This is a genomic window from Streptomyces sp. NPDC031210 (genome assembly GCF_055570395.1).
Genome location: NZ_JBVIHH010000002.1, coordinates 687,771 through 708,249, shown reverse-complemented (window position 1 = coordinate 708,249; position 20,479 = coordinate 687,771). Strand labels below are relative to the sequence as shown.

The following is a 20,479-nucleotide window of genomic DNA, read 5'->3' as shown; positions in this document are numbered from 1 at the left end:
GGCTCTCCCGGCGGAACCGTCCGGTCCCCTTCCCCGTCTGTGACCGTGTTGACCACGGCGGTCGGCGGTGAGGAACGGGGGACGACGATGGGCGTGTCCACGGCGCTCGGTACGACCGGGCGGCGGCGGGCCCTGCTGGTGGTGCTGCTGTTGCTGGCGACACAACTGGTGTCACTGGCCCGGCCCGCGTACGCGTGCGGCTGCGGGGCGATGGTGCACGATCCGAAGACCACCATCGCGGTGGACCGCGAGATGTCGGCGGTGCACTGGGACGGCCGGCGAGAGCAGATCGTCATGAGCCTGACGGTGGACGGCACCGCGCCGGACGCCGCGTGGATCATGCCGGTGCCCCACCGTGCCGACGTGAAACTGGGCGACCCCGACCTCTTCTCCGACCTCGGCGAACTCACCGCCCCCGCCGTCGAACAGCGCCACTATTTCTGGCCGCGCGGCGGCGACTGGCCCTTCAGCCGGACGACGGACGGCGCCGCGGCCCCGCCGGCCCCCGGCGCGTCCGGGCCGGGCGTCGGTGTGGTCGGCCGGGAGCGGCTGGGCCCCTTCGACGTGGCGCGCCTGACCGCCACCGACCCCGACGCACTGCGGGACTGGCTGAAAACCCATGGCTTCCAACTCCCCGAGGCCCTCTCCCGAGAGCTGCGGCCCTACGTGGCGCGGCACTGGGAGTACGTCGCGATCCGGCTGGCACCCGCCGAGCGCGGCGGCCCGCTGAACGGCACCCTCGACCCCCTGCGGCTGTCGTTCGCCAGCGACCGGCTGGTCTACCCGATGCGCCTGTCCCGGCTCGCCAAGACACCCCAGTCGCTGGGCCTGTACGTCCTCGCCCCGCACCGGATGGAGCCGGCCGGCACCCTCGGCGGATCGGATCCCGAGATCTTCTTCGCGGGCCGCATCACACCCACCGGCCCGGTGAGCGACCTCACCGGCCCCGCCCCGACCTTCCTGACCGCCCTCGACCAGCGCTTCCCGAACCCGTCGGACATCACCGGCGACCACGAGCTGCGCCGCACGGCCGCGGACACGGCGTACCGGCGGGTGACGTACGAGTACGCGCTGCTGAAGGTGGGCGGAGTCCCCGCCTGGATCGTCACGGCGGGCGGCCTGGCCGCGATCTCGGCGGCCACGGCGGGACTGTCGGTCCTGCTCGCCCGCCGCATGCGGCGAACGGCCGCTCCGTAGGGGCCTGCACCGACCGCGCCCCGGTGCCGTCCGGGCGGCGGGCACGCCGACGGGCCCTGCGCGGGACCGCCGTAGGGGCCATGCGGCACGATGGTGGCCATGAGCATCGTGAAGATCTGAGTCTGTCAAGATACGCACATAGAGAGGGAAGCCCCACCCCGCTGTATCGCTCGCCGTCGCCGAACGGGGCTGATGCGGCATCCCTCACCGCCGAAGCGGCACCCCAGTCAAGGGGCGGACGGGGCGGGAGTCATGGCACATCTGCCGTGGTCGCGCTGGTTCCCATCGGGAGGTACCGCGCCGTTGCCCTGAGCACTCAGCACAACGGGGCTTCGGGGCTACTGACGGCCCTTACTGCGGCAGTTGGCACACGGGAAGGGGCACGGCGGCAAGGGCGTCCCAGGGGGGAAGTAGACGACTCCAGAGCGCATATCCAACCGTCCGCCGTACTCCGTCCACCAGCCCTCGGGAGAGTCCGCGTACGGCTCCCACAACTCAGGCTCCAACGGCATCTCGGCCACGCTCACCGCCGCCCCCAACTCTTCGCCGAGTGCGGATGCCTGCTGATCTCAACTTTGCAGTCAGAGACCTTCGAGCCGTCCCCCGCCAATCGCGCCGCCTCTCGTTCGTTCCCCAGCGCCGTGCATACATCGCAGCCATCTACCGCCACGGGTTCCAGCTCCAGCCGTAAGGGCAGTTCTACCGATGCGGTCGTGTATCTCGTCGGCTCGGTCATGCCCGTGATAGTCCCGACAGCAGGCAGGGCTGCGTAGTGGCATCCGTAGGGGCAAGTAGCCTCCGGAACGCCCTTCTTGACCTGTCTAGTGGCAGCACTAGGGGCAAGATGGGGTCATGTCTATTGGGGAGCTGATCAGGGATCTACGCCGGGCGCGCGGATGGAGCCAGGGGCGTCTGGCGTCAGCCATCAACGACACCTTTGGAACGAACCTTGATCGGGAGTACGTCAGCCGCTGGGAGCGTTGCAAGGTAACGCCGGGGGCGTACTACCTCCGGTGCTTGTCCGCAGTGCTCGATGTTCCCCTAGCTGTGCTTGAGGACGATGTGAAGCGACGCACATTCCTGACTGATGCAGCAGGGGCTGCCATAGCGCCTGTGGTGGCCTCTGACCTCCTGTCCGTGGGCTTCGCCGCCCGACTCCGGGGCGGTCCGTCCGTAGACCAATGGGAGAGCAAACTAGACACCTACGGCACGGAGTACATGAGCCTTGGCGCCGCCGACATTCAGCGTCGCGTGTCCGGTGAGCTAGTGGTGGTACAGCAACAGCTTGAGAATCCTCGGCTGTGGTCTGTGGCGTCCCGGCTCATGACCCTTTACGCCAAGACGTTCCCCGGGGCGGATGGATCCAAGGCGGTCAACTGGTACCGGCTCGCTGCCGAAGCTGCGGACGAGTCCGGCGACGATCAGGCCCGCGTCTGGGTACGCGGTCGCGCAGCAATTGCCCTCGGATACGAGGGGGCATCACTCGGCGTCGCCGACGTGCTGGCCGATCAGGCCATGGCCATCAGCCAGAAACCTTCCCTAGGGCTCCTCAACGCCATCTACGGCAAGGCGCACGCTGCCGCGCTACGAGGAGATCGTGGGGCGGCACTCAGGCTGTCAGAACAAGGGCAAAGGGTGTTCGACAAGGCAGGGTCGTATGAGCAGACCAGCGACTATGCCGTTCCCTGGTGGCGAGTGAACGTCTTCCGCTCGCTGCTGCTCGCCAGGCTTGGGGATGAGCGGGGAGCCGTTGAGGCACAAGAAGCCGCCCGACGCGAACTACCCGCGACGCTGCCTCGCTTCGCAACCCACCTTGAAGTGCACCGTGGGCTGATGCTGGCCAAGTCCGGAGACAGAGCTGGGGGCGTCACTTACGCGCGGCTAGCCATGGACAAACTACCGCCAGAAAAGCACTCGCTGACGCTCCGGCTACTGATGGCAGAGGTTGAGGCGTCATAGAACGAGGAATGCCCCCGCAACCACCCCGGCGCAGGAGGTAGTCACGGGGACAGGGACGGGGCGGCGTTGTCAGGGATGTGTGCGCCGGGTCGCCAACCGTCTGTGATGCTCCCGGGCTGGCGTCGAGCTCCCAGGCGATCTAATGCCAATCGGGCAGACCAGCGGGACCCATCTCGTCTCCGCCAGGAGCCTTCACCACCTCGGGGCCGTCGCCCTTGTTGCGCCGGCGACGCTGGTCACTACGCTTCGGGACGGGGCCCGGCATGGTGTCACCCCCCAGCAAAGTCGAAAGTCCGAGACATTGGGCGTCGAGTCGACAGGGAACCTAATCAGCCCCAGACTTGGCACAGGTACATGGCTGGCGCGCGTTGCGGAGAGCTCCGACTAAGTTCCAGGCGGGACCAATTACTCAGACTGAGTCCCCGATCCACTTGAGTGGAGGTCGACATGGGTAGATTCATTGACTGCCCCTTCTGCGGGAGAAGGGGGAAAAAAACAAAGGAACACATCTGGGCCGAGTGGATGCACGCCACCGAGGGGGCAAGAATTCTCCTTGAGGGCACCCACGGGGAGCGCATACCAAGGATTCACACTGTGCTTCGAAAAGGTCAGAACGGCCGCTATCAAGCAGTGACGGAAACCCCGGGTAAGTATGCGAAGTGGCTACCACACGTCACGGTGCCGGTATGCGGAGAATGCAACCACGGCTGGATGAGCAGCCTAGAGGGCGACGCTAAGGGCATCCTCGCAAGATTCATCTTCAACGGGGAGAAAATTCATCTCACGGAGGGCAAACTCCAAATACTGGCCACTTGGTCCAGCAAGTCGTGGATGGCCTATGCCCTCAACCACGCAGCGCAGCAGAACCCATTCACGAAGGCGGATTACCGAGAAATGGCGGAGTCTCCCAGCCCATTTCGTCACGGCCGAATATTCCTCGCGCATTCCGAGGAACCCATAGCCTATGTAGGCATGGGAATCAGTTCCTGCCTACTGTCACCCATGGATTCGGTGCCTGATATGGAGGTTACCCAGGACAACACCGGGTACGCCTACCTGGCGGTGGCCAAGATCGTGTTGATCATGGCTTTCACGCCGGAAGAACTACCGGAGGAAGGGGCCAAAATATTCACGCAGAACCTGGAAAACTCCCCACTCTTTCGACGCGCTTGGCCTGATCCTCAGCCGCACGCCTTCCCGCTCGGGGCCCTTCCTTCTGGGACCTTGGAGAAATTTCTAGTTGACACCAAACAACTTATACACGAAATTTCACTCAGCCCGGAAGGGCGTACTGAAGACGAGCTGGCCGGAATGCTTGAAAAGTACAGGCTTGGGGCGGACCCTGCGTCTCTCCGGGATCAGTCCCCTTGAAGCCTCGAAACCCGTACAGAATCAGAGCTGCTATACGCTTGCGGTCCGGCGTGACGGGCCAAGGGGGCATACCCCCAGGTCAGGGCGCTACGCGGTCAACGTGACCTTGGTGATGGCCGCCGGGTGCGGGTAGCTGAAGGTGGCCGCATGGTGCCGCGCACGGCCACTCGGTCTGAGGTGAAGAACGCGTCTGCCGATACGTCCACCTGCACGTCCCGTCGTGTGATGGCCAGCACGCGGTCCTTTGGCAGGCCCCAGACGGTGCCAGGCGTGACGGCCCGCGAGACATACAGCGGGACGCCGGACAGGATCTTCCGTGTGGGCTGGGTCGGGTCCGGGCTGAGTAGCGGGACGTTGCTTCCGGTCTGTGAGCAAGTCAGCGGCCGTGAACAGCTTGATGAATGCTTCATCCAGGCGAGCGTCCGTCATCTCGCTGGACAACACGATTCGTGCGCCGTGCAGCTTGGCGGCCAATGAGCCGTTGCGGCCATGGCGTTGCTTCTCCCAGAACTCCGCTTCCTGGGCCGTGGTGATGGAAGAGAACACCTTTCCTAGAGTTTCGGTGAACACGCCCTTCCCGTTGCGGCCGGAGCCATAGAAGAACGCCAAGCATTCTTCGCGTGTGTCGCTGGTGATGGCATACCCGGCAAGTCGCTGGAGGAAGGTGTGCATTTCCGGGTCGCCTGGCTGGCTGGATTCCAGGAACGTTAGCCATTCCGAGCATTTGGCGTCGGGATGGTAGTGCGCATTCACCAGACGCGTAATGAGGTCCGCCGAATCATGCGGGTGCAATACGCCTGTCCTCAGATCCACGGTGCCGTTGCGGAAGGCGAGCAAGTATGGATCGGTGTCCAGGTCCTCTACGCGTCGGCGAATTCCTGGCATCGCTTGCAGTTCGGTGAGCGCGGCCGTGATGCAGCGCGACATGCGCAGTGCGCGGGCCGCATCCAGGTATGCGTCACCGCCCCCGTCCAGCGGTGTCGGCCAGGAGACTGTCCGACACCTTGTGCGCCATGCCCCGTGCCACGGCGTCGCGGGTGGAGTCGTTGACCCAGTGGCGGCCGTCCCACGCGTACCAGCCGGGCCCATCCACATAGATCAGCTTTCCGCGTACGCGACCGGCGATGAACTCCGCGCGGTCCACGTCCGTGCCGTCTTTGAGTGTGAGCGCGGCCAGGGCCTCCACGGGCGTCCTCATGCGTCACCGTCGTACCTGGCGGCCAGGGCGGCGCGGTAAGCATCCCGGCCACTGCGTCGCTGGGTCTTCCGCACTGTGCTGGTGAGCCGGCTGGCGTCCTGGCCATCCTGCGGGTAGGGGTCCGTGAAGAAGAGATAGTCCACGGGGATCTCGCCGTCGGTATTCAGGTCGTCGATCTTCTCTTGCACCCACGCGATCAACGCCGTGATGCGGGCGTGGGCTTGCTCGGTCGGGGTGGGCATGACTGGTACTCCCTCGTGTCGCTGGCAGGCGTCGGGTCCATGCACTGGGGGGCATGACGGCTCCGCGCGTGCGTTCAGCCCTGTTGTCTGGGAGCCGTTACGGAAGGCGTGACGCAAGCCCATGCGTGGGCTCTGCGAAGGGCCCGCCCCTCCGCAGAGGAACGGGCCCAAGGGGCTCCGCCGCTTACTTGTCGCCTCCCCGTCGCACACGACCGATTAAGGCGCCGACGCGCTACTACGCCATGCCGTCGTCGTCCTTGCGGGGACGCTCCGCCCACCGGACCAGGACGCGGTCACGCGTATTGGCGTTCCTTCCCCTGCCCAGCGATTTGGCGATCCGGACAGAGTCGATGAACAGCGCCAGGAACTCCCGCTTCTCTTGCAGGTCCCAATCAGCCCACGGGGATTCCTCCCCTATCGGGTCACCGTCCACCGTCGTCCACTCTCCGGGGATCGCCACGACCCCGCCCGCCGCCGCCTCCAGCTCGTTCAAACGGCCCTGTGTCCGCTGCTCATGGGCCGTCAGTCGCTCCACGGACTCGCGGAACATCTTGGTTCCCACAGGTCCCGCGTACAGGCCCTCTTGGCGGTCCTGGTAGAGGACGCGCAACGACTCCCGGACGTGCTCCAGTTCCGAACGGGCCGCTGCCTGTTCCGTCTCCCTTTCAGAGGTGTCCTGTTGGTGGGCGAACCGGCGAGCGGCCTCCGCCAGCCACTCCCTGTCGTCCTCGTCTGAAGGGTCCATCGCCGTGAGTCGCGCCCATACCCGGCGGGCGACTTCGTCGTCGGCGCCGCCCATGCTGATGACCAAGCCACCATGGCCAGGGATAACGCCACCCGCACGATTGCACTTGTAGTAGAGCTTCCCCGAGCGCTTGTCACAGACCATGACCGAGCCGCACACATCGCAAAACAGGAGGCCGTGTCCCGCCAAGAGCGTGGGCAAACGGCGCCCGGACCGCACGACCGTCTTGGTCCGGCCGTCCAGCACGTCCTGGAGCTTCCACCACTCATCGGCCGGGATGATGGGTTCGTGCGACTCCATTGGGCGTCCCTCATCGTCGCGAAGGATCACCCGCTTCCCGGCCTTGCCGGGGACCACGTTCCCGTCCGCGTCCGTGGTTCTCTCCTGGCGCCCCTGCCACTCCATGGCGTATCCCGCCAGGCGCGGATCCCGAAGGACGCGCAGGACCGTAGAAGAGGTCCAGCCCGCCCGATCGGCTGCTTCGGATGAACCGATGCGGGCCCGTCGCGACTCCATTCGCTTCGCTCCGGCTTCTCCCAAACCGGTCATCTTCGTAGGCACACGTGACTCATTCAGCCGCTTGGACACAGCGGAGGCGGTGAGCCCGTCCGCGATCCACGACGCCATGTCCCGGACTACCGGGGCCTCTACAGGGTCCGGAACGAGACGGATCACAGTGAGTTTGCCCCGAGTCTCGCGCTCCGGCTGAAAGCCGAAGGGAGCGACGCCGGAGACATGACTCCCGGCTCGGCGGAGCGTGTCTTTGGTAGAGGTGATGCACGCAGACTTCAGGTCCGACTCTTGTTGCGCGAGTCCAGCGATGATGGCCAGGATGCCGACACCTACTGGTGTGGAGGTGTCCAGGTAAGGCTCCTCCACGGACACCAAACGGACGCCGTACCGCTCCAGCTCATCGATGATCTTCATGGCTTCCAGCGCGCCCCGCCGGGTGAGCCGGGACAGGGAGAACACGATCACCGCGTCCACGTGGCCGGCACGGACGGCGGCCATCATCTCTTCGAATCCCGGACGGTGGATGCCGGGATCCCAGCCCGATTTCCCCACGTCCTCGAAGTGTCCCGCGTCGTCCCAGCCCTTGGATGCGATGAGGGACGAACAGCGCTCGCGCTGGGCCATCGGGGATGCCTGGGAGTCGTCCTCGCGACGCTTGGACTGACGGATGTAGGAGACTGCTCGCACGTGATCAAGGTTAGGGCGCCAGCCCGGCGCTCTCTTACTGAGAGGTGTCATGTGCCTAGCGTGGTAAAGATCAACGCACTGACCGTGCCCGCCGAGCAGCGGGAAGTCCTGGAGAAGCGTTTCGGGGCGCGTGCCGGCTCGGTGGACTCCTCCGACGGCTTCGAGTGGTTCGAGCTGCTGCGTCCGGTCGAGGGCACCGACCAGTACCTCGTCTACACCCGCTGGCGGGACGAGGAGTCCTTCCAGGCGTGGATGGAGGGCCCGATGAAGGCCGCGCACCAGGGCGGTGGCGGCGAGGGCGGCGAGCGGCCCAAGCCCGCCGCGTCCGGGTCGACGCTGTGGTCCTTCGAGGTGGTGCAGCAGGCCGGGCCGAAGCAGGGCTGACGGCGCGGCGCGGGCGCCCGACGTCGGGCACACGACAGGCAGACGTCAGGCAGATCAGGCGACGTCAGGCAGACGTCGGGCGCCCGCCGGAAACCCGGTTGCGGTCCGCTCCCGGCCCGCCCGCACAATGGCGGCATGCGCGACACCGCCGCCCTCCGCCCGTCCTGGACCGTCTCCGCCGAGCCGTTCGGCTCGCCGGACGCCCGCGCGCTGCTGCGCGCGTACTACACCGAGGTCGCCGACCGCTATTACGCGCTGCACGAGGGGCGCCGCTCGACGCCGGAGGAGATCGACCAGGGGCTGGCGGAGTATCCGAGCGACCATCTGACGCCGCCGAACGGCGTCCTGCTGGTGGCTCGGCACGGCGGCGCCGCGGCCGGTTGCGCGGGGGTGCGGCTGCTGGACGCGCGGACCGCCGAGCTCAAGCAGATGTTCGTCCGGGCGGACCGGCGCGGCCTGGGCGGCGCGGACGGGCTGCTGACGGCCGCCGAGCGGGCCGCGGCGGCCATGGGCGCCGAGCGGCTCCGGCTGGACACCCGGCGGGACCTGATCGAGGCCATCGCCCTCTACCGGCGGCACGGCTTCGCCGAGATCGCGCCGTACCACGACGGGGGCTACGCGGAGCTCTTCTTCGAGAAGCGGCTCCCGGACCTTACGGAAACCGCCACCGCCTAGGCTCGCGGCGGAAGACGCGACACGGCAGCCTGCCGAACTCCTCTGTCGTGCGGCTCCTCGCCGTCCGAGCCGCACAGCTCCGCCGTCAGTTCCTGGACCAGCTCGGTCAGGTCGGTGGGCCGGTCCTTCGTCCACCAGTCGCCCAGCATCCGCGCCAGCGACTCCTGGCGGGCGGCCGAGAGCCGGCCCGCCGCCTCGCGGCCGCGGTCGGTGAGCACCAGCATCAGCCCGTCGCGTTCCCCGAGCCCGCGTTCCTCGATCTGCCGGGCGCCTTCGGTGATCACACCGAACGGCACCTCGCTGCGCTCGGCGAGCATCCCCGGTTCCACCGAGCCGTAGCGGTAGATGCGCAGCAGCATCCAGCTCGCGGCCGGTTTCAGGTCCAGGCCCGCCCGCTCGGTGATCGTCTCGTAGATGCGCTTACGGCCCTCCAGGCTGCCGAGTTTGGACAGCGCGCGGGCGCATTCGTCGTGTGAGGAGCGCTCGACGGGGTTGGAGGAGAGCACTTCGCTGGCGTCGGGGGCGGTGACGCTGCTGCGCAGGGGCTCCTCCTTGAGGAACCAGGCCAGCACGAAGGCGACGAGGACGACCGGGACGGCGTAGAGGAACACGTCGGTGATCGAGACGGAGTAGGCGTTCAGCACCCCGCTCGCCTGGCCGGCGGGCAGGCGGGCGACGGTCCGCGGATCCTCGGCGATCCTCGACGGGTCGACGCCGGGCGGCAGCGGCTGCCCGGCGAGGGCGTCCGCGATCCGCGGGCCGAGCTTGTTCGCGAAGATCGTGCCGAAGATGGAGACGCCGAACGAGGCGCCGATGGAACGGAAGAACGTCGCACCGGAGGTGGCCACCCCCAGGTCCTCGTAGCCGACGGCGTTCTGCACGATGAGCACCAGCACCTGCATGACCAGGCCGAGCCCGAAGCCGAAGACGAAGAAGTACGCGCTCATCGCGGCAACGCTGCTGGCGGGGTCGAGTTGGTGCAGCAACAGCAGGCCGATGACGACGACGGCGGTTCCGGCGATCGGGAAGACCTTGTAGCGGCCGGTGCGGCTGACGATCTGCCCGGAGGCGGTGGAGGACAGCAGCATGCCGAGCACCATCGGCAGCATGTGCACGCCGGACATGGTCGGCGAAACCCCCTGCACGACCTGGAGGAACGTCGGCAGGTACGTCATCGATCCGAACATCGCGAAGCCGATGACGAAGCCGATGATCGCGGTGAGGGTGAAGGTGCGCAGGGTGAACAGGCGCAGCGGCAGGACGGGTTCGGCCGCCCGCCGCTCGACGAGGACGAAGGCGACGAGCAACACGACGCCCAGGACGCCCAGTCCCACGATCTGCCAGGAACCCCAGGGGTAGCTGACGCCGCCGAGCGAGGTCATCAGGACGAACGCGGCGGCGACGGCCGCGATCAGGGCGGTGCCGGGGTAGTCGATCCGGTGCGGGGTGCGGCGGACCGGGATGTGCAGCACGGTGGCGATGACGGCCAGCGCGACGATGCCGATGGGGAGGTTGATGTAGAACACCCAGCGCCAGCTCAGGTGGTCCACGAACAGCCCGCCGAGCAGCGGGCCGAGGACGCTCGTACCGCCGAAGACGGCGCCGAAGAGGCCCTGGTACTTGCCGCGTTCGCGGGGCGGCACGATGTCGCCGACGATCGCCATCGACAGCACGATCAGGCCGCCGCCGCCCAGGCCCTGGACGGCGCGGAAGGCGATGAGCTGCGGCATGTTCTGGGCGACGCCGCACAGCACCGAGCCGATCAGGAAGATGACGATGGCGGTCTGGAACAGCCTTTTCCGACCGTACTGGTCGCCGAGCTTGCCCCACAGCGGGGTCGCGGCCGTCGAGGCCAGGAGGTAGGCGGTGACCACCCAGGAGAGGTGGTCCAGGCCGCCGAGCTCGCTGACGATCGTGGGCAGCGCGGTGGCGACGATGGTCTGGTCGAGTGCCGCGATGAGCATGCCGAGCAACAGCGCGCCGATCGCGACGAGGACCGTCCGCTGGGACTGGCCCTCGCCGGGGACAACAGGAGCGCCGGTGTCCTGCGCCATGAACGTCTCCCTCTGTTCCGGACCGCCCGCCCCGTGCCGGGCCGCCCCTCGGAGCTTCCTTCCATGGTCGTGGTAACCGCCGGATATGGCCCGCCGAGTGCGGCCGGGGCGCCCGGCGTTCCGAGGGCCGTCGGCGAAGACCGGGGAAAACTCCGGGGAACGCCGGGGGACGTCGGGGGCCTGCCTGCGGGGCGTCGGGGGACGTCCGGTGGCCTTCGGGGGGACCTCGGGTGGATATCCCCGAGTACCTGTGCGAGCCGGGCCGGGCTCTGGATAATCGCTGCCGTTCCGTGGCCTCCAGGGAGGAACCACCGACCATGGCGACGACATGCCCGCACTGCTTCGCACCCTTACGGGGCGACGGCCGCCCGACGTGCCTGTGCGCGGCCGTCGGCGCCGACGACTTCGATCCGCTCCGGATACGCCCGTACGTGTCATTACCCGAGGCGGAGGAGGACGGGGAGGAGGACGGGGAGCCCGATGAGCAGCCGGGGTGGGAGGCCGATCCTCCCCCCTCCTCCGGGCCGCCGCCGCGTTTCCTGGGCCCGGCTTCCAGGACGTTCACCGCCTCCGGAACCCGCACCGCCCCGGAGTCGGCCGCGTCGGAAGCCGTCGTGGAAGCCGTCCCCGCCGCCGCCCCGGAGGCCGCCGCCCCGGAGGCCGTCCCGGCGCCCGCGCCGCCGTCCCCCGCTCGCCGCCCACGCGCGTTACCGGCCCTGCTGGCGGCCACCGGAGCGGCCGTGGCCGCCGCGGCGGTGCTGATCGGGGCCGACGCGCTGTCCGGCGGGGACGTCGACCGTGCGGGGCCGCCCGACCGCGGCACGGTCGCCCCCACCGCTGCCTTCCCCACCCACGGCGACACCCGCCCCACCCGCGGCGACACCGGCAGCCCGAGCCCCGGCCGCCCGCCCTCACACGAGGCCGCCACCCGCGCGGCTCCCGACGGCACCGCCGCGCCGGACCGCTCCCCGACGGCCCCGGCGCCCCCGCCGCCCGAGCCGACCCGCGCCTCGGGCAGTGTCACGGCCGCCCCGACCAGCCACCGCCCCAGCGCCCCGCCCACCGGCCCCATCGTGTTGCGCGAGGGATCCGCCGGACCCGAGGTGGCGGAGTTGCAGGACCGGCTGCGACAGCTCGGGCTCTACCCGGACGACGCGGACGGCCGTTACGACGCGGACGTGCGCGAGGCGGTGTCGCGCTACCAGCTCACCTACGGAGTGCGGGGCGACGACGACGGCGTCTACGGAGCGGCGACCCGCGCCTCGTTGGAGTCGCGGACCCACGAGCCATAGCCCCGTACGGCCGGCCCCGCACCCCGTACAGGGCGCGCCTGTACGGGGCCGCCTTGTCGGCACCCCACCCCGTTTTGTATCGTGTAGAAACAAAGTGGTTCCGCCCACGCCCCCTGACCAGTGGGCGGGACCGCCTTGTCTTCTTTCCGCGTTCCCGCGTTCACGCGCCTTGCCGCTTGCGCCCCTTCCCTCCACCCGTAGCGCACAGGAGCCCGCCGATGACGGCCACCACCACGCTCACCGCTCGCGCCCTGCTGCTGGACATGGACAGCACGATCGTGAACTCGGAGGCCGTCGTCGAGCGCTGCTGGCGCCGCTGGGCGGCCGCCCAGGGCCTGCCCGCGGACGACGTCCTGAAGGTGGTGCACGGCCGGCAGGGCTGGGCGACGATGGCCGCGCTGCTGCCGGACCGTCCGATGGAGCTCAACCTGGCGGACAACCGCCGGATGCTGGCGGAGGAGACCGCCGACACCGACGGCGTCATACCCGTCCCCGGCGCACCCGCCTTCATGGCGGCCCTGGCCGGCCTCCCGCACGCCCTGGTGACCTCCGCCGACGCGCCGTTGTGCGACGCCCGGATGCGCGCGGCCGGGCTGGCGATGCCGTCCGTGCGGATCACCGCGGAGAACGTGAGCGCCAGCAAGCCGGACCCGGAGGGCTTCCTCAAGGGCGCCGCCGAACTGGGCCACTCCCTCGCCGACTGCGTCGTGTTCGAGGACTCCGAGGCCGGTATCGCGGCCGGCCGGGCCGCGGGGATGCGCGTCGTCGGAGTCGGTGACCGCGCCGCCGCGTGCGCGCCGACCGCCCACGTCCGCGACCTCACCCAGATCCGCGTCGAGGCGCTGGCCGACGGCACGATCGCCCTGCACATCGCCGTCTGACTCCCGCGCGCCGCCTCAGCCCGCGATCGCCTCGTACAGGCTCAGGCCCGCCAGCAGCACCATCACGCCCGCCGCGACCTTGGTGATGAGCTTGAGCGGGACGTACTTCATCAGGGTGCGGCCCCCCAGGATGCCCAGGGCCGCCACCGCCCACAGCGCCAGGACGGCGCCGATGCCCACCGAGACCGGGTCGTCGTACCGGGCGGCGAGGTTGGCCGTCATGATCTGCGTCAGATCGCCGAACTCGGCGACCAGGATCATCATGAAGCCCGCCCCGGAGACCTTCCAGAAGCTCTGGTCGGCGGGCTTGCCGACCTCCTCGTCCCCGTCGTCCTTCTTGAACAGCAGGACGGCCGCGCCGCCCAGGAAGAGCACCCCGACCACCGCCTGTACGAGGCGGTGCGGGAGCAGGGTGAGCACACTGCCCGCGGCGATGGCGAGCGCGACGTGGACCAGGAAGGCGGCGGCGACCCCGGCGAAGACGTAGGAGGCGCGGTAGCGGGTACCGAGCATCAGGCCGGCCAAGGCGGTCTTGTCGGGCAGCTCGGCGAGGAAGACGACGCCGAAGACAACGGCTGCGACGGTGAAGCTGAACACGGGGCTGGATACCTCGATCGGTCGGGCCGCACCGAAAAGCCCGGAAGAGGGATCGCTTCGGCACGGCAGCGTCGAACACTGCGGCCGAAGGTCTCGCTGGCCCGCATCCACGATCGCGGCGATGACACGCACCGCGGTGATGGCAGGCCCCCGGGCGCCGGCCCCCACGTCGTCCTGCGCGCGGGGCGCTCCACCTGAAGCGGTGGTCGGGCGACGGGTGAGCAGTATGTCGACGGTCCGGCGAAGAGCTACTCCCCTTCTGCTGGCGTCAAGGGTACGCGGTGCAGCCGTCCGCACGCGACCAGCTCCAGCACCACCGCGCACGCCACCGCCTGCACCGCCAGCAGCGCGACCAGCACGAAGAGCTGGACCGCACCGGCCTGGACGGGCGAGGCGCCGCCCAGCAGCATCCCGACGAAGGCGCCGGGGAGGGTGACCAACCCCACCGTCCGGGTCTGGTCGAGCCCCGGCAGCAGGGCGTCCGCCGCGGCCGGGCGCGCCACCTCCATCCGCGCGTCACGGTCGAGCAGGCCGAGCGCGAGGCCCGCCTCCACCTCGCCGCGCCGCGTGTCCAACTCGTCCAGCGCCCGCCGGCCGCCCAGCACCGTGGCGGTCAGCGCCCCGCCGATCAGGATGCCGGCGACGGGGACGAGCGTCAGGCCGCGCGGCGGCACCAGGCCGGTCAGGAGCAGCAGGCCGACGACGGGGGCGACGCCCGCGGCGATCGGGACGGCGGCCCACCACCAGGTGCGGTTGCCGGTGATCCGGCGGCCGGCGGTGCGCGCCGCCACCGCGAACATCAGAACGAGGAAACACACCAGCCACGGGACCGCGCCGACGACCCAGCCGATGAGGTAGGAGACGGCGGTGAGTTGGGCGGCCGCGCGCAGACCGGCGACCGCGAGGGCCCGGGCGTGACCGAGGTGCGCGAGCGCGGCGACGGCCATGGCGGCGGCCAGCAGGACGACGAGGACGATCCCGAGGGTGGCGTTGACCGGCAGGAGCACCCGCTCACTGTAGGGGGGAGCGTGCGCGGGAGCGGCCCAACCAGAGTGCCGTGCCACACATATGGCGTGCCGTCAGCCCCTTGAACTGACGTGAGCATGTCGTCACTCTGTTACCTGGAGCCCATCCGGTGGAAACCCCACATCGCCACCATGGGCCTCCGCCAGCTCAACTTCCCCCCACATCAAGGGAGTTTTGATGTCCCACATCTACGCGCGTCGCGTTTCCCTCGCCGCCGGCTCCGCCGCCGCCCTCGTCTGCACTCTGACGCTGAGCGGCCAGTCCGCCCAGGCCGCACCCCCCAGCCCGCCGGACACGGCCACCGCCCGGACGTACCTGGCGGAGATCAAGGAGCAGGCCGAGGGCCCGCAGGACGGCTACAGCCGCGACAAGTTCCCGCACTGGAGCGACCAGGGCCACAACTGCAACACCCGCGAGGTCGTGCTCAAGCGGGACGGCACGGACGTCCAGCAGGACGGCAGTTGCGCGGCGGTGAGCGGCAAGTGGGTCTCGGCCTACGACGACGCCACCTGGACACAGCCCGCCGACCTGGACATCGACCACGTGATCCCCCTGTCGGAGGCGTGGAAGTCGGGCGCCGCGCAGTGGACCACCGAGCGCCGCCAGGAGCTGGCCAACGACCTGACGCACTCGCAACTGATCGCCGTCACCGACAACGTCAACCAGGAGAAGGGCGACAAGGACCCGGCCAAGTGGCTGCCGCCGAAGGCCGCGTACCACTGCGAGTACGCCCGGATGTGGGTGTGGGTCAAGCACGAGTACGGCATGACGGCGGACTCCGCCGAGAAGGCCGCGCTGAAGAAGATCCTCGATGGCTGCTGAGCGGCGGCGAAACGGCCGCCCAGTGCTGGGGTGAGGACTGGATGTTCCGGTCGGTGGTGACCGGCCGCCCCGGTCCGGTGGCCGAAGGTCCCGAAGGTTCGCCCCGGTGACCGGAATGTTCCGGTCCAGTGCGGGATGACGGCCGGTGCGCCGGTTGCCGGGGAATGCGGTGATGCAGGAGCTTCGGTGCCCGGCGGCCGTCCCCCGACCGGCGGCCGGCCGCCGGATGTGGCCGATTTCTCTGCCTCCCCGGGTGCTGCGCGGAGGGGTCGGGCGGTGATGATGGTGCACACGTTCGCCCGCCGCCCGATCCCCCCTGATGACCGCGTCCTCACGCGCCGGCCATCGCCGCCCCAGGGAGAGCCCCTCTTGGCCGCCGACCACACCGCCGCCCGCCGCGCCCAGCCCGCCATCGCCGTCGTCGGCGCGGGGCCGCGCGGGACGAGCGTTCTGGAACGGATCTGCGCCTCGGCCGCCGAACTGGCCCCCGGCGCCCGGCTGACCGTGCACGTCATCGATCCGGCGCCGCCGGGCGCCGGCCAGGTGTGGCGTACCGCCCAGCCGTCCGAGCTGCTGATGAACACCGTGGCGTCCCAGGTCACGCTGTTCACCGACGACAGCGTCGACTGCGCGGGCCCGGTCCGCCCGGGGCCGAGCCTGTACGCGTGGGAGGGCTGCGACGTCGGCCCGGACGACTACCCGGGGCGGGCGCTGTACGGCCGCTATCTGGAGTGGGTCTTCGACCACACCGTGCGCACCGCCCCCCAGGAGGTGCGCGTCGTGTCGCATCCCGCCCGCGCGGTGCGGCTGACGGAGGCGCCCGACGGCACCCAGTCGCTCACCCTGGACGACGGCCGGACGCTGCACGGACTGGGAGCCGTGGTCCTCGCCCAGGGGCATCTGCCGACGACGCCCGACCAGGAGCAGCGCCGCTTCGCCGACTACGCCGCCGGCCACGGCCTGCGCTATCTGCCGCCCGCCAACCCCGCCGACCTGGCCGCCGACCTCACCTCGCTCCCGCCGGGCCGCCCGGTGCTGCTGCGCGGTCTGGGCCTGAACTTCTTCGATCACATGGCCTTGCTGACCACGGCCCGGGGCGGCCGCTTCCGGCGCGACGCGGACGGCACCCTGACGTATCTGCCCTCCGGGCACGAACCCCGGCTGTACGCGGGCTCCCGGCGCGGCATCCCGTACCACGCGCGCGGCGACAACGCGAAGGGCCCGCACGGCCGCCATCTGCCGCTGCTGCTGACGCCGGACGTGATAGCCGCGTTCCGCAAGCGCGCCGACTCCGGCGATCTGCCCGACTTCCTGGCGGAGGTGTGGCCGCTGGTGGCCAAGGAGGTGGAGACGGTCTATTACGAGGCGCTGCTCGCCGCCCGGGAGACGGCTCGGGACGCGGGCCCGGCGGCGGACGGCCGGGCACCGTCTCCCGGGACGGCCCAGGAGCCCTCGGACGGGACGCCCCGGGAGCCCTCACCCGGCACGACTCGGGAGCGGTCGCACGGGACGACTCGGGAGCGGTTTCGCGACCGCTTCCTCGCCGCCGCGCACGGCAGCCCGCAGGAGGCCGCCGTCCTCGACGCGTTCGCCCTCGCGCGCGCCGACCGGTGGGACTGGGAGCGGATCTCCCGCCCGCACGCCGATCACCGCTTCGCCGACCGGACCGCCTTCCGGGACTGGCTGCTCGCCCACCTGCGGCAGGACGTGGCGCACGCCCGGCAGGACAACGTCGCGGGCCCGGTCAAGGCGGCGCTGGACGTGCTGCGCGATCTGCGCAACGAGCTGCGGCAGATCGTCGACCACGGCGGACTCGCGGGCGCGTCGCGGCGGGACCATCTGGACCGCTGGTACACCCCGCTCAACGCCTTCTTGTCCATCGGTCCGCCGCGCCGCCGCATAGAGGAGATGGCGGCCCTGATCGAGGCGGGCGTGCTGGAGGTGATCGGTCCCCGGATGACGGTGCGGCTCGGCGCTCCGGACGGCCACGGGGCCGGTTTCACGGCCCACTCGCCCGACGTCCCGGGCTCCTTGGTGACGGCGGCCGCCCTGATAGAGGCGCGGCTGCCGGAGCCGGATGTGCGGCGTACCGGCGACGTGCTGCTCGGGCGGCTGCTGGCGGAGGGCGCGGCCCGTCCGCACACGGTGGACGGTTACGAGACCGGCGGGCTGGATGTCTCGCCGAGCCCGTACCACCTGATCGGGGCCGACGGCCGGTGCCATCCCCGGCGGTTCGCGATCGGGGTGCCCACGGAAGGCGTGCACTGGGTGACGGCGGCGGGGGCGCGTCCCGGCGTGGGGTCGGTGACGCTGGCCGATACGGACGCGGTGGCGCGGGCGGCCCTCCGGGCGGCGGTCGGGGCGGGTGCCGGTTCACGGGAGGCTTCAACGGAGGCTTCCAGGGGCGGTCCAACGGCCGGTTCAACAGTCGGCTCAACGGCCGGAACCGCGTCCGGGGCAGCGGTCCCAGCGGCGGTCGGGGCGGCGGTTTCCGACCCAAGTGTCCCTTTGACCAGAGGTTGAACTTGCAAGTATCGGTTAGGTTTCCCTAACCTAGGGGGTCATCGGTCTTCTCGTCCCCGGATACCGCAGGAGTTCCCCCATGTCCGCTCCCCTGAACACGCTGCTCCAGAGATCGACGCCGCAGGTGCTCTCCCTCTTCCGCATCGTGATCGGCCTGCTCTTCGCCTGCCACGGCGCCGCCTCGCTCTTCGGCGTCCTCGGCGGCGCGATGGGCACCGGCGCGACCGTCCCGGCCGGCTCCTGGCCCGGCTGGTACGCCGCCGTCATCCAGCTCGTCGGCGGCCTCCTGGTCATGACCGGCCTGGGCACCCGCAGCGCGGCGTTCATCAGCTCCGGCTCGATGGCCTACGCGTACTTCGTCAGCCACCAGGGCAGCGGCCTGATGCCGATCCAGAACGGCGGCGAAGCCTCCGCCATCTACTGCTGGGCCTTCCTGCTCCTCGTCTTCACCGGCCCCGGCGTCTGGTCGCTCGACCGCCTCTTCTTCGGCGCCCGGCAGTCCGCGCAGGCCCCGGCGGCCGAGCGCGAGCCCAGCGCCGCCTGACCGAGGCGCCCGGGCGCCCGCAGCCCCGGCGTTCTTCGCACCGCTTCCCCGGCCCGTACGGCACACCCGCCGTACGGGCCGAGGCGTTTTCGGCCTGTCAGGAGGCGGCCGGCTCGCGGTGCCAGCCCGGCCGCTCGAACGGCACGGTGAAGCAGGCCACCCGGTCGCCGGCGGTGCCCGCCGCGCCGGCATGGGTCGCCGTCCGGTGCGCATGGAGGACGACGGACCGCGCCTCCCCGGGACGGAACCGCCAGCGCTGCCGCGACACGGCGACACCGTTGCCCGTCCGGTCGGTGGTGAAGTCCAGCCACACCTCGTTCTTCGGGTGGGCGTAGGCCGGGTCGGTGGACGGCTGGTGCGGGTCCTTACGGTGCTGGTAGTGCGGCCCCGAGTCGTCCGGCCGCGCCCCGCACGGCCCGGTGTGCACATGCGCGCCATAGGTGCGGCCGGGCCGCAGCCCGCCCGTCTTCAGGCCCACCAGCGTGGACGCGTTCGAGGCGATCTCGGTGACGGTGATCCGGGCGCCCGCCGGCACCGCCTCGCGGTCGTAAGTCACCGCCTCGGACGGCAGGAACGCGCCGGGCGGCGAGAACCGGCCCTGCGCGTGCAGCCAGACCGGGCGCACCGCGCTCCCCGCCGCCACGGGCGCCGCCCCGGCCACCGCCCCGGCCACCGTCATCGCTGCGGGTGCGGACGCCGCCGCGGGCATGGACACGCCCAGCGCTCCGGCCGTCACCAGCACCCCGGCCGTCACCGGCACCACCACCCGCACCACGCGCCCTGCCACCTCGCGCCCTGCCACCATCGCCCGCTCCTTCGTTGCGGCACCCACGGGACGGCAGGCGCCACTCGACTCCACCGATCTGTTCCCCGTCGTCCGCCGCGCCGCGCCGGACACAAGGGTGAAGACCGCGGACGCCATGACGCGGTCCGCCCCACGTCACTTCCACCCCACGGCGGCGTGCGCGCGATCCCGCCCGATTCGTGACACGTGCAACACATTCCGCCCCAGTCCATTCGGCCGGTGGGCCCAGGCGTACGCTGTATGGCTGTAGAGCCGCCCCTGCCGCCCCCAGCGACGTCGCGGCGGGGTCCGGACGGGAGTACGACGTTGGTGGAAAGCCTGGGGTCCCTCAGTGGGACCCCCTGGGTGTACGTGATCGTCAGCCTCTCGGTCGTCCTCGACGTCTTCGTCCCGATCCTGCCGAGCGGGGTCCTGGTGATCGCCGCGGCCACCACGGCCGCCGGCACGCGGACCGCGGCGGACGCGGTCGACGCTGTGGGGATGACGGCCTCCGTCCACGGCGGGGCGCATGTCGCCGAGCTGTTCTCCCTGGTGCTGTGCGCGGCCACCGCCTCCGTACTGGGCGACATGGTCGCCTACCGGCTGGCCTGGCGCGGCGGCGACCGGTTCGACCGGGCCATCGGCCGCTCCCGCCGCCTGGTCGCCGCCCAGAAACGACTCGGCGCGGCGCTCGTCCGAGGGGGCGGCGGCATCGTCGTCCTGGCCCGCTTCGCGCCCGCCGGGCGCTCGGTGGTCAGCCTGGGCGCCGGCGTCGCACACCGTACGGTCCGCGAGTTCCTCCCCTGGTCCGCGCTGGCCGGCTTCACCTGGGCCGCGTACAGCGTCAGCCTCGGCTACTTCGGCGGCCAGTGGCTCGGCACCTCCTGGGTGAGCACCGCCCTCTCCGTCATCGCCCTCTTCGCCGCCGGATCGGCCGCCGCCTTCCTGATGCGCCGCCCGGAACGCCGCACCGCCCACTGAGCGC

The 20,479-nt window shown here is 70.4% G+C and carries 20 protein-coding genes; 11 read left to right on the top strand and 9 right to left on the bottom strand.

Features of this window, described 5'->3' with window-relative positions:
• Positions 1-87: 87 nt before the first annotated feature.
• Together ACZ45Z_RS06855 and ACZ45Z_RS06850 are read left to right on the top strand one after the other, a co-directional pair.
• Positions 88-1,197, top strand: a complete 1,110-nt coding sequence (locus ACZ45Z_RS06855; RefSeq protein ID WP_468357423.1) for a DUF2330 domain-containing protein — start codon at positions 88-90, stop codon at positions 1,195-1,197.
• A gap of 852 nt (positions 1,198-2,049) precedes the next feature.
• On the top strand, positions 2,050-3,156 hold the full coding sequence (locus tag ACZ45Z_RS06850; protein ID WP_468357184.1) for a helix-turn-helix domain-containing protein: 1,107 nt from the start codon (positions 2,050-2,052) through the stop codon (positions 3,154-3,156).
• Positions 3,157-3,295: 139 nt separating this feature from the next.
• On the opposite strand, the gene ACZ45Z_RS06845 is transcribed toward ACZ45Z_RS06850, so the two are convergent.
• Entirely contained in the window at positions 3,296-3,421 is a 126-nt protein-coding gene (locus ACZ45Z_RS06845; protein ID WP_468357181.1) for a phage terminase small subunit, read from the bottom strand.
• A 182-nt stretch (positions 3,422-3,603) separates the two neighbouring features.
• Between ACZ45Z_RS06845 and ACZ45Z_RS06840 the strand changes: the two genes are divergently transcribed.
• Positions 3,604-4,527 carry a hypothetical protein gene (locus ACZ45Z_RS06840; RefSeq protein WP_468357178.1) on the top strand — a complete coding sequence of 308 codons (924 nt, stop codon included), beginning with the start codon at positions 3,604-3,606 and terminating at the stop codon, positions 4,525-4,527.
• 87 nt (positions 4,528-4,614) lie between these two features.
• Here the strand turns inward: ACZ45Z_RS06840 and ACZ45Z_RS06835 are convergent, their stop codons facing one another.
• From ACZ45Z_RS06835 to ACZ45Z_RS06820, 4 genes are all read right to left on the bottom strand, one after another.
• The gene (locus ACZ45Z_RS06835) at positions 4,615-5,478 is read right to left on the bottom strand and encodes a phage/plasmid primase, P4 family (RefSeq protein WP_468357420.1); all 864 of its coding nucleotides are present in this window, start codon (positions 5,476-5,478) and stop codon (positions 4,615-4,617) included.
• A 7-nt stretch (positions 5,479-5,485) separates the two neighbouring features.
• Entirely contained in the window at positions 5,486-5,725 is a 240-nt protein-coding gene (locus ACZ45Z_RS06830; RefSeq protein WP_468357175.1) for a hypothetical protein, read from the bottom strand.
• On the bottom strand, positions 5,722-5,967 hold the full coding sequence (locus tag ACZ45Z_RS06825) for a hypothetical protein (protein ID WP_468357172.1): 246 nt from the start codon (positions 5,965-5,967) through the stop codon (positions 5,722-5,724). The genes ACZ45Z_RS06830 and ACZ45Z_RS06825 overlap by 4 nt, the downstream gene beginning before the upstream one ends.
• Positions 5,968-6,202: 235 nt before the next feature.
• On the bottom strand, positions 6,203-7,912 hold the full coding sequence (locus ACZ45Z_RS06820) for a recombinase family protein (RefSeq protein WP_468357169.1): 1,710 nt from the start codon (positions 7,910-7,912) through the stop codon (positions 6,203-6,205).
• A gap of 51 nt (positions 7,913-7,963) precedes the next feature.
• Between ACZ45Z_RS06820 and ACZ45Z_RS06815 the strand changes: the two genes are divergently transcribed.
• Both ACZ45Z_RS06815 and ACZ45Z_RS06810 read left to right on the top strand, forming a co-directional pair.
• Positions 7,964-8,296, top strand: coding sequence for an antibiotic biosynthesis monooxygenase family protein (locus tag ACZ45Z_RS06815; protein ID WP_468357166.1), 333 nt, complete (start codon positions 7,964-7,966; stop codon positions 8,294-8,296).
• A 135-nt stretch (positions 8,297-8,431) separates the two neighbouring features.
• Positions 8,432-8,971 (top strand): GNAT family N-acetyltransferase, encoded by a 540-nt coding sequence (locus ACZ45Z_RS06810; RefSeq protein WP_468357164.1) that lies wholly within the window; start codon positions 8,432-8,434, stop codon positions 8,969-8,971.
• Here ACZ45Z_RS06810 and ACZ45Z_RS06805 read toward each other — a convergent pair.
• On the bottom strand, positions 8,968-11,025 hold the full coding sequence (locus ACZ45Z_RS06805; RefSeq protein WP_468357162.1) for an MDR family MFS transporter: 2,058 nt from the start codon (positions 11,023-11,025) through the stop codon (positions 8,968-8,970). The genes ACZ45Z_RS06810 and ACZ45Z_RS06805 overlap by 4 nt on opposite strands.
• A 317-nt stretch (positions 11,026-11,342) precedes the next feature.
• On the opposite strand from ACZ45Z_RS06805, the gene ACZ45Z_RS06800 reads away from it, so the two are divergent.
• Complete coding sequence (locus tag ACZ45Z_RS06800; protein WP_468357159.1) at positions 11,343-12,317, top strand: peptidoglycan-binding domain-containing protein; 975 nt, start codon at positions 11,343-11,345, stop codon at positions 12,315-12,317.
• A gap of 218 nt (positions 12,318-12,535) precedes the next feature.
• A complete protein-coding gene (locus ACZ45Z_RS06795; protein WP_468357156.1) occupies positions 12,536-13,198 on the top strand; it encodes an HAD-IA family hydrolase in 663 nt (220 codons plus the stop codon).
• Positions 13,199-13,213: 15 nt separating this feature from the next.
• On the opposite strand, the gene ACZ45Z_RS06790 is transcribed toward ACZ45Z_RS06795, so the two are convergent.
• Both ACZ45Z_RS06790 and ACZ45Z_RS06785 read right to left on the bottom strand, forming a co-directional pair.
• On the bottom strand, positions 13,214-13,795 hold the full coding sequence (locus ACZ45Z_RS06790) for a TMEM165/GDT1 family protein (RefSeq protein WP_468357153.1): 582 nt from the start codon (positions 13,793-13,795) through the stop codon (positions 13,214-13,216).
• 248 nt (positions 13,796-14,043) lie between these two features.
• Positions 14,044-14,802 carry an ABC transporter permease gene (locus ACZ45Z_RS06785; RefSeq protein ID WP_468357150.1) on the bottom strand — a complete coding sequence of 253 codons (759 nt, stop codon included), beginning with the start codon at positions 14,800-14,802 and terminating at the stop codon, positions 14,044-14,046.
• A gap of 196 nt (positions 14,803-14,998) precedes the next feature.
• Here ACZ45Z_RS06785 and ACZ45Z_RS06780 point away from each other — a divergent pair, with 196 nt between their 5' ends.
• The 3 genes from ACZ45Z_RS06780 to ACZ45Z_RS06770 all read left to right on the top strand — a co-directional run bounded on the left by ACZ45Z_RS06780 (position 14,999) and on the right by ACZ45Z_RS06770 (position 18,710).
• The gene (locus ACZ45Z_RS06780) at positions 14,999-15,643 is read left to right on the top strand and encodes an HNH endonuclease family protein (RefSeq protein ID WP_468357147.1); all 645 of its coding nucleotides are present in this window, start codon (positions 14,999-15,001) and stop codon (positions 15,641-15,643) included.
• 369 nt (positions 15,644-16,012) lie between these two features.
• On the top strand, positions 16,013-18,166 hold the full coding sequence (locus ACZ45Z_RS06775) for an FAD/NAD(P)-binding protein (protein ID WP_468357144.1): 2,154 nt from the start codon (positions 16,013-16,015) through the stop codon (positions 18,164-18,166).
• Positions 18,167-18,245: 79 nt separating this feature from the next.
• Positions 18,246-18,710 carry a DoxX family protein gene (locus ACZ45Z_RS06770; protein WP_468357142.1) on the top strand — a complete coding sequence of 155 codons (465 nt, stop codon included), beginning with the start codon at positions 18,246-18,248 and terminating at the stop codon, positions 18,708-18,710.
• A 97-nt stretch (positions 18,711-18,807) separates the two neighbouring features.
• Here the strand turns inward: ACZ45Z_RS06770 and ACZ45Z_RS06765 are convergent, their stop codons facing one another.
• Entirely contained in the window at positions 18,808-19,515 is a 708-nt protein-coding gene (locus tag ACZ45Z_RS06765) for a superoxide dismutase family protein (RefSeq protein WP_468357139.1), read from the bottom strand.
• Between the two features lie 345 nt (positions 19,516-19,860).
• On the opposite strand from ACZ45Z_RS06765, the gene ACZ45Z_RS06760 reads away from it, so the two are divergent.
• A complete protein-coding gene (locus ACZ45Z_RS06760; protein WP_468357136.1) occupies positions 19,861-20,475 on the top strand; it encodes a DedA family protein in 615 nt (204 codons plus the stop codon).
• Positions 20,476-20,479 lie beyond the last annotated feature (4 nt).

Coding starts and splice junctions, on each gene's coding strand:
- ACZ45Z_RS06855 (WP_468357423.1), top strand. CDS start 88: ATGGGCGTGTCCACGGCGCTCGGTACGACCGGGCGGCGGCGGGCCCTG.
- ACZ45Z_RS06850 (WP_468357184.1), top strand. CDS start 2,050: ATGTCTATTGGGGAGCTGATCAGGGATCTACGCCGGGCGCGCGGATGG.
- ACZ45Z_RS06845 (WP_468357181.1), bottom strand. CDS start 3,421: ATGCCGGGCCCCGTCCCGAAGCGTAGTGACCAGCGTCGCCGGCGCAAC.
- ACZ45Z_RS06840 (WP_468357178.1), top strand. CDS start 3,604: ATGGGTAGATTCATTGACTGCCCCTTCTGCGGGAGAAGGGGGAAAAAA.
- ACZ45Z_RS06830 (WP_468357175.1), bottom strand. CDS start 5,725: ATGAGGACGCCCGTGGAGGCCCTGGCCGCGCTCACACTCAAAGACGGC.
- ACZ45Z_RS06825 (WP_468357172.1), bottom strand. CDS start 5,967: ATGCCCACCCCGACCGAGCAAGCCCACGCCCGCATCACGGCGTTGATC.
- ACZ45Z_RS06810 (WP_468357164.1), top strand. CDS start 8,432: ATGCGCGACACCGCCGCCCTCCGCCCGTCCTGGACCGTCTCCGCCGAG.
- ACZ45Z_RS06805 (WP_468357162.1), bottom strand. CDS start 11,025: ATGGCGCAGGACACCGGCGCTCCTGTTGTCCCCGGCGAGGGCCAGTCC.
- ACZ45Z_RS06800 (WP_468357159.1), top strand. CDS start 11,343: ATGGCGACGACATGCCCGCACTGCTTCGCACCCTTACGGGGCGACGGC.
- ACZ45Z_RS06795 (WP_468357156.1), top strand. CDS start 12,536: ATGACGGCCACCACCACGCTCACCGCTCGCGCCCTGCTGCTGGACATG.
- ACZ45Z_RS06780 (WP_468357147.1), top strand. CDS start 14,999: ATGTCCCACATCTACGCGCGTCGCGTTTCCCTCGCCGCCGGCTCCGCC.
- ACZ45Z_RS06770 (WP_468357142.1), top strand. CDS start 18,246: ATGTCCGCTCCCCTGAACACGCTGCTCCAGAGATCGACGCCGCAGGTG.
- ACZ45Z_RS06765 (WP_468357139.1), bottom strand. CDS start 19,515: ATGGTGGCAGGGCGCGAGGTGGCAGGGCGCGTGGTGCGGGTGGTGGTG.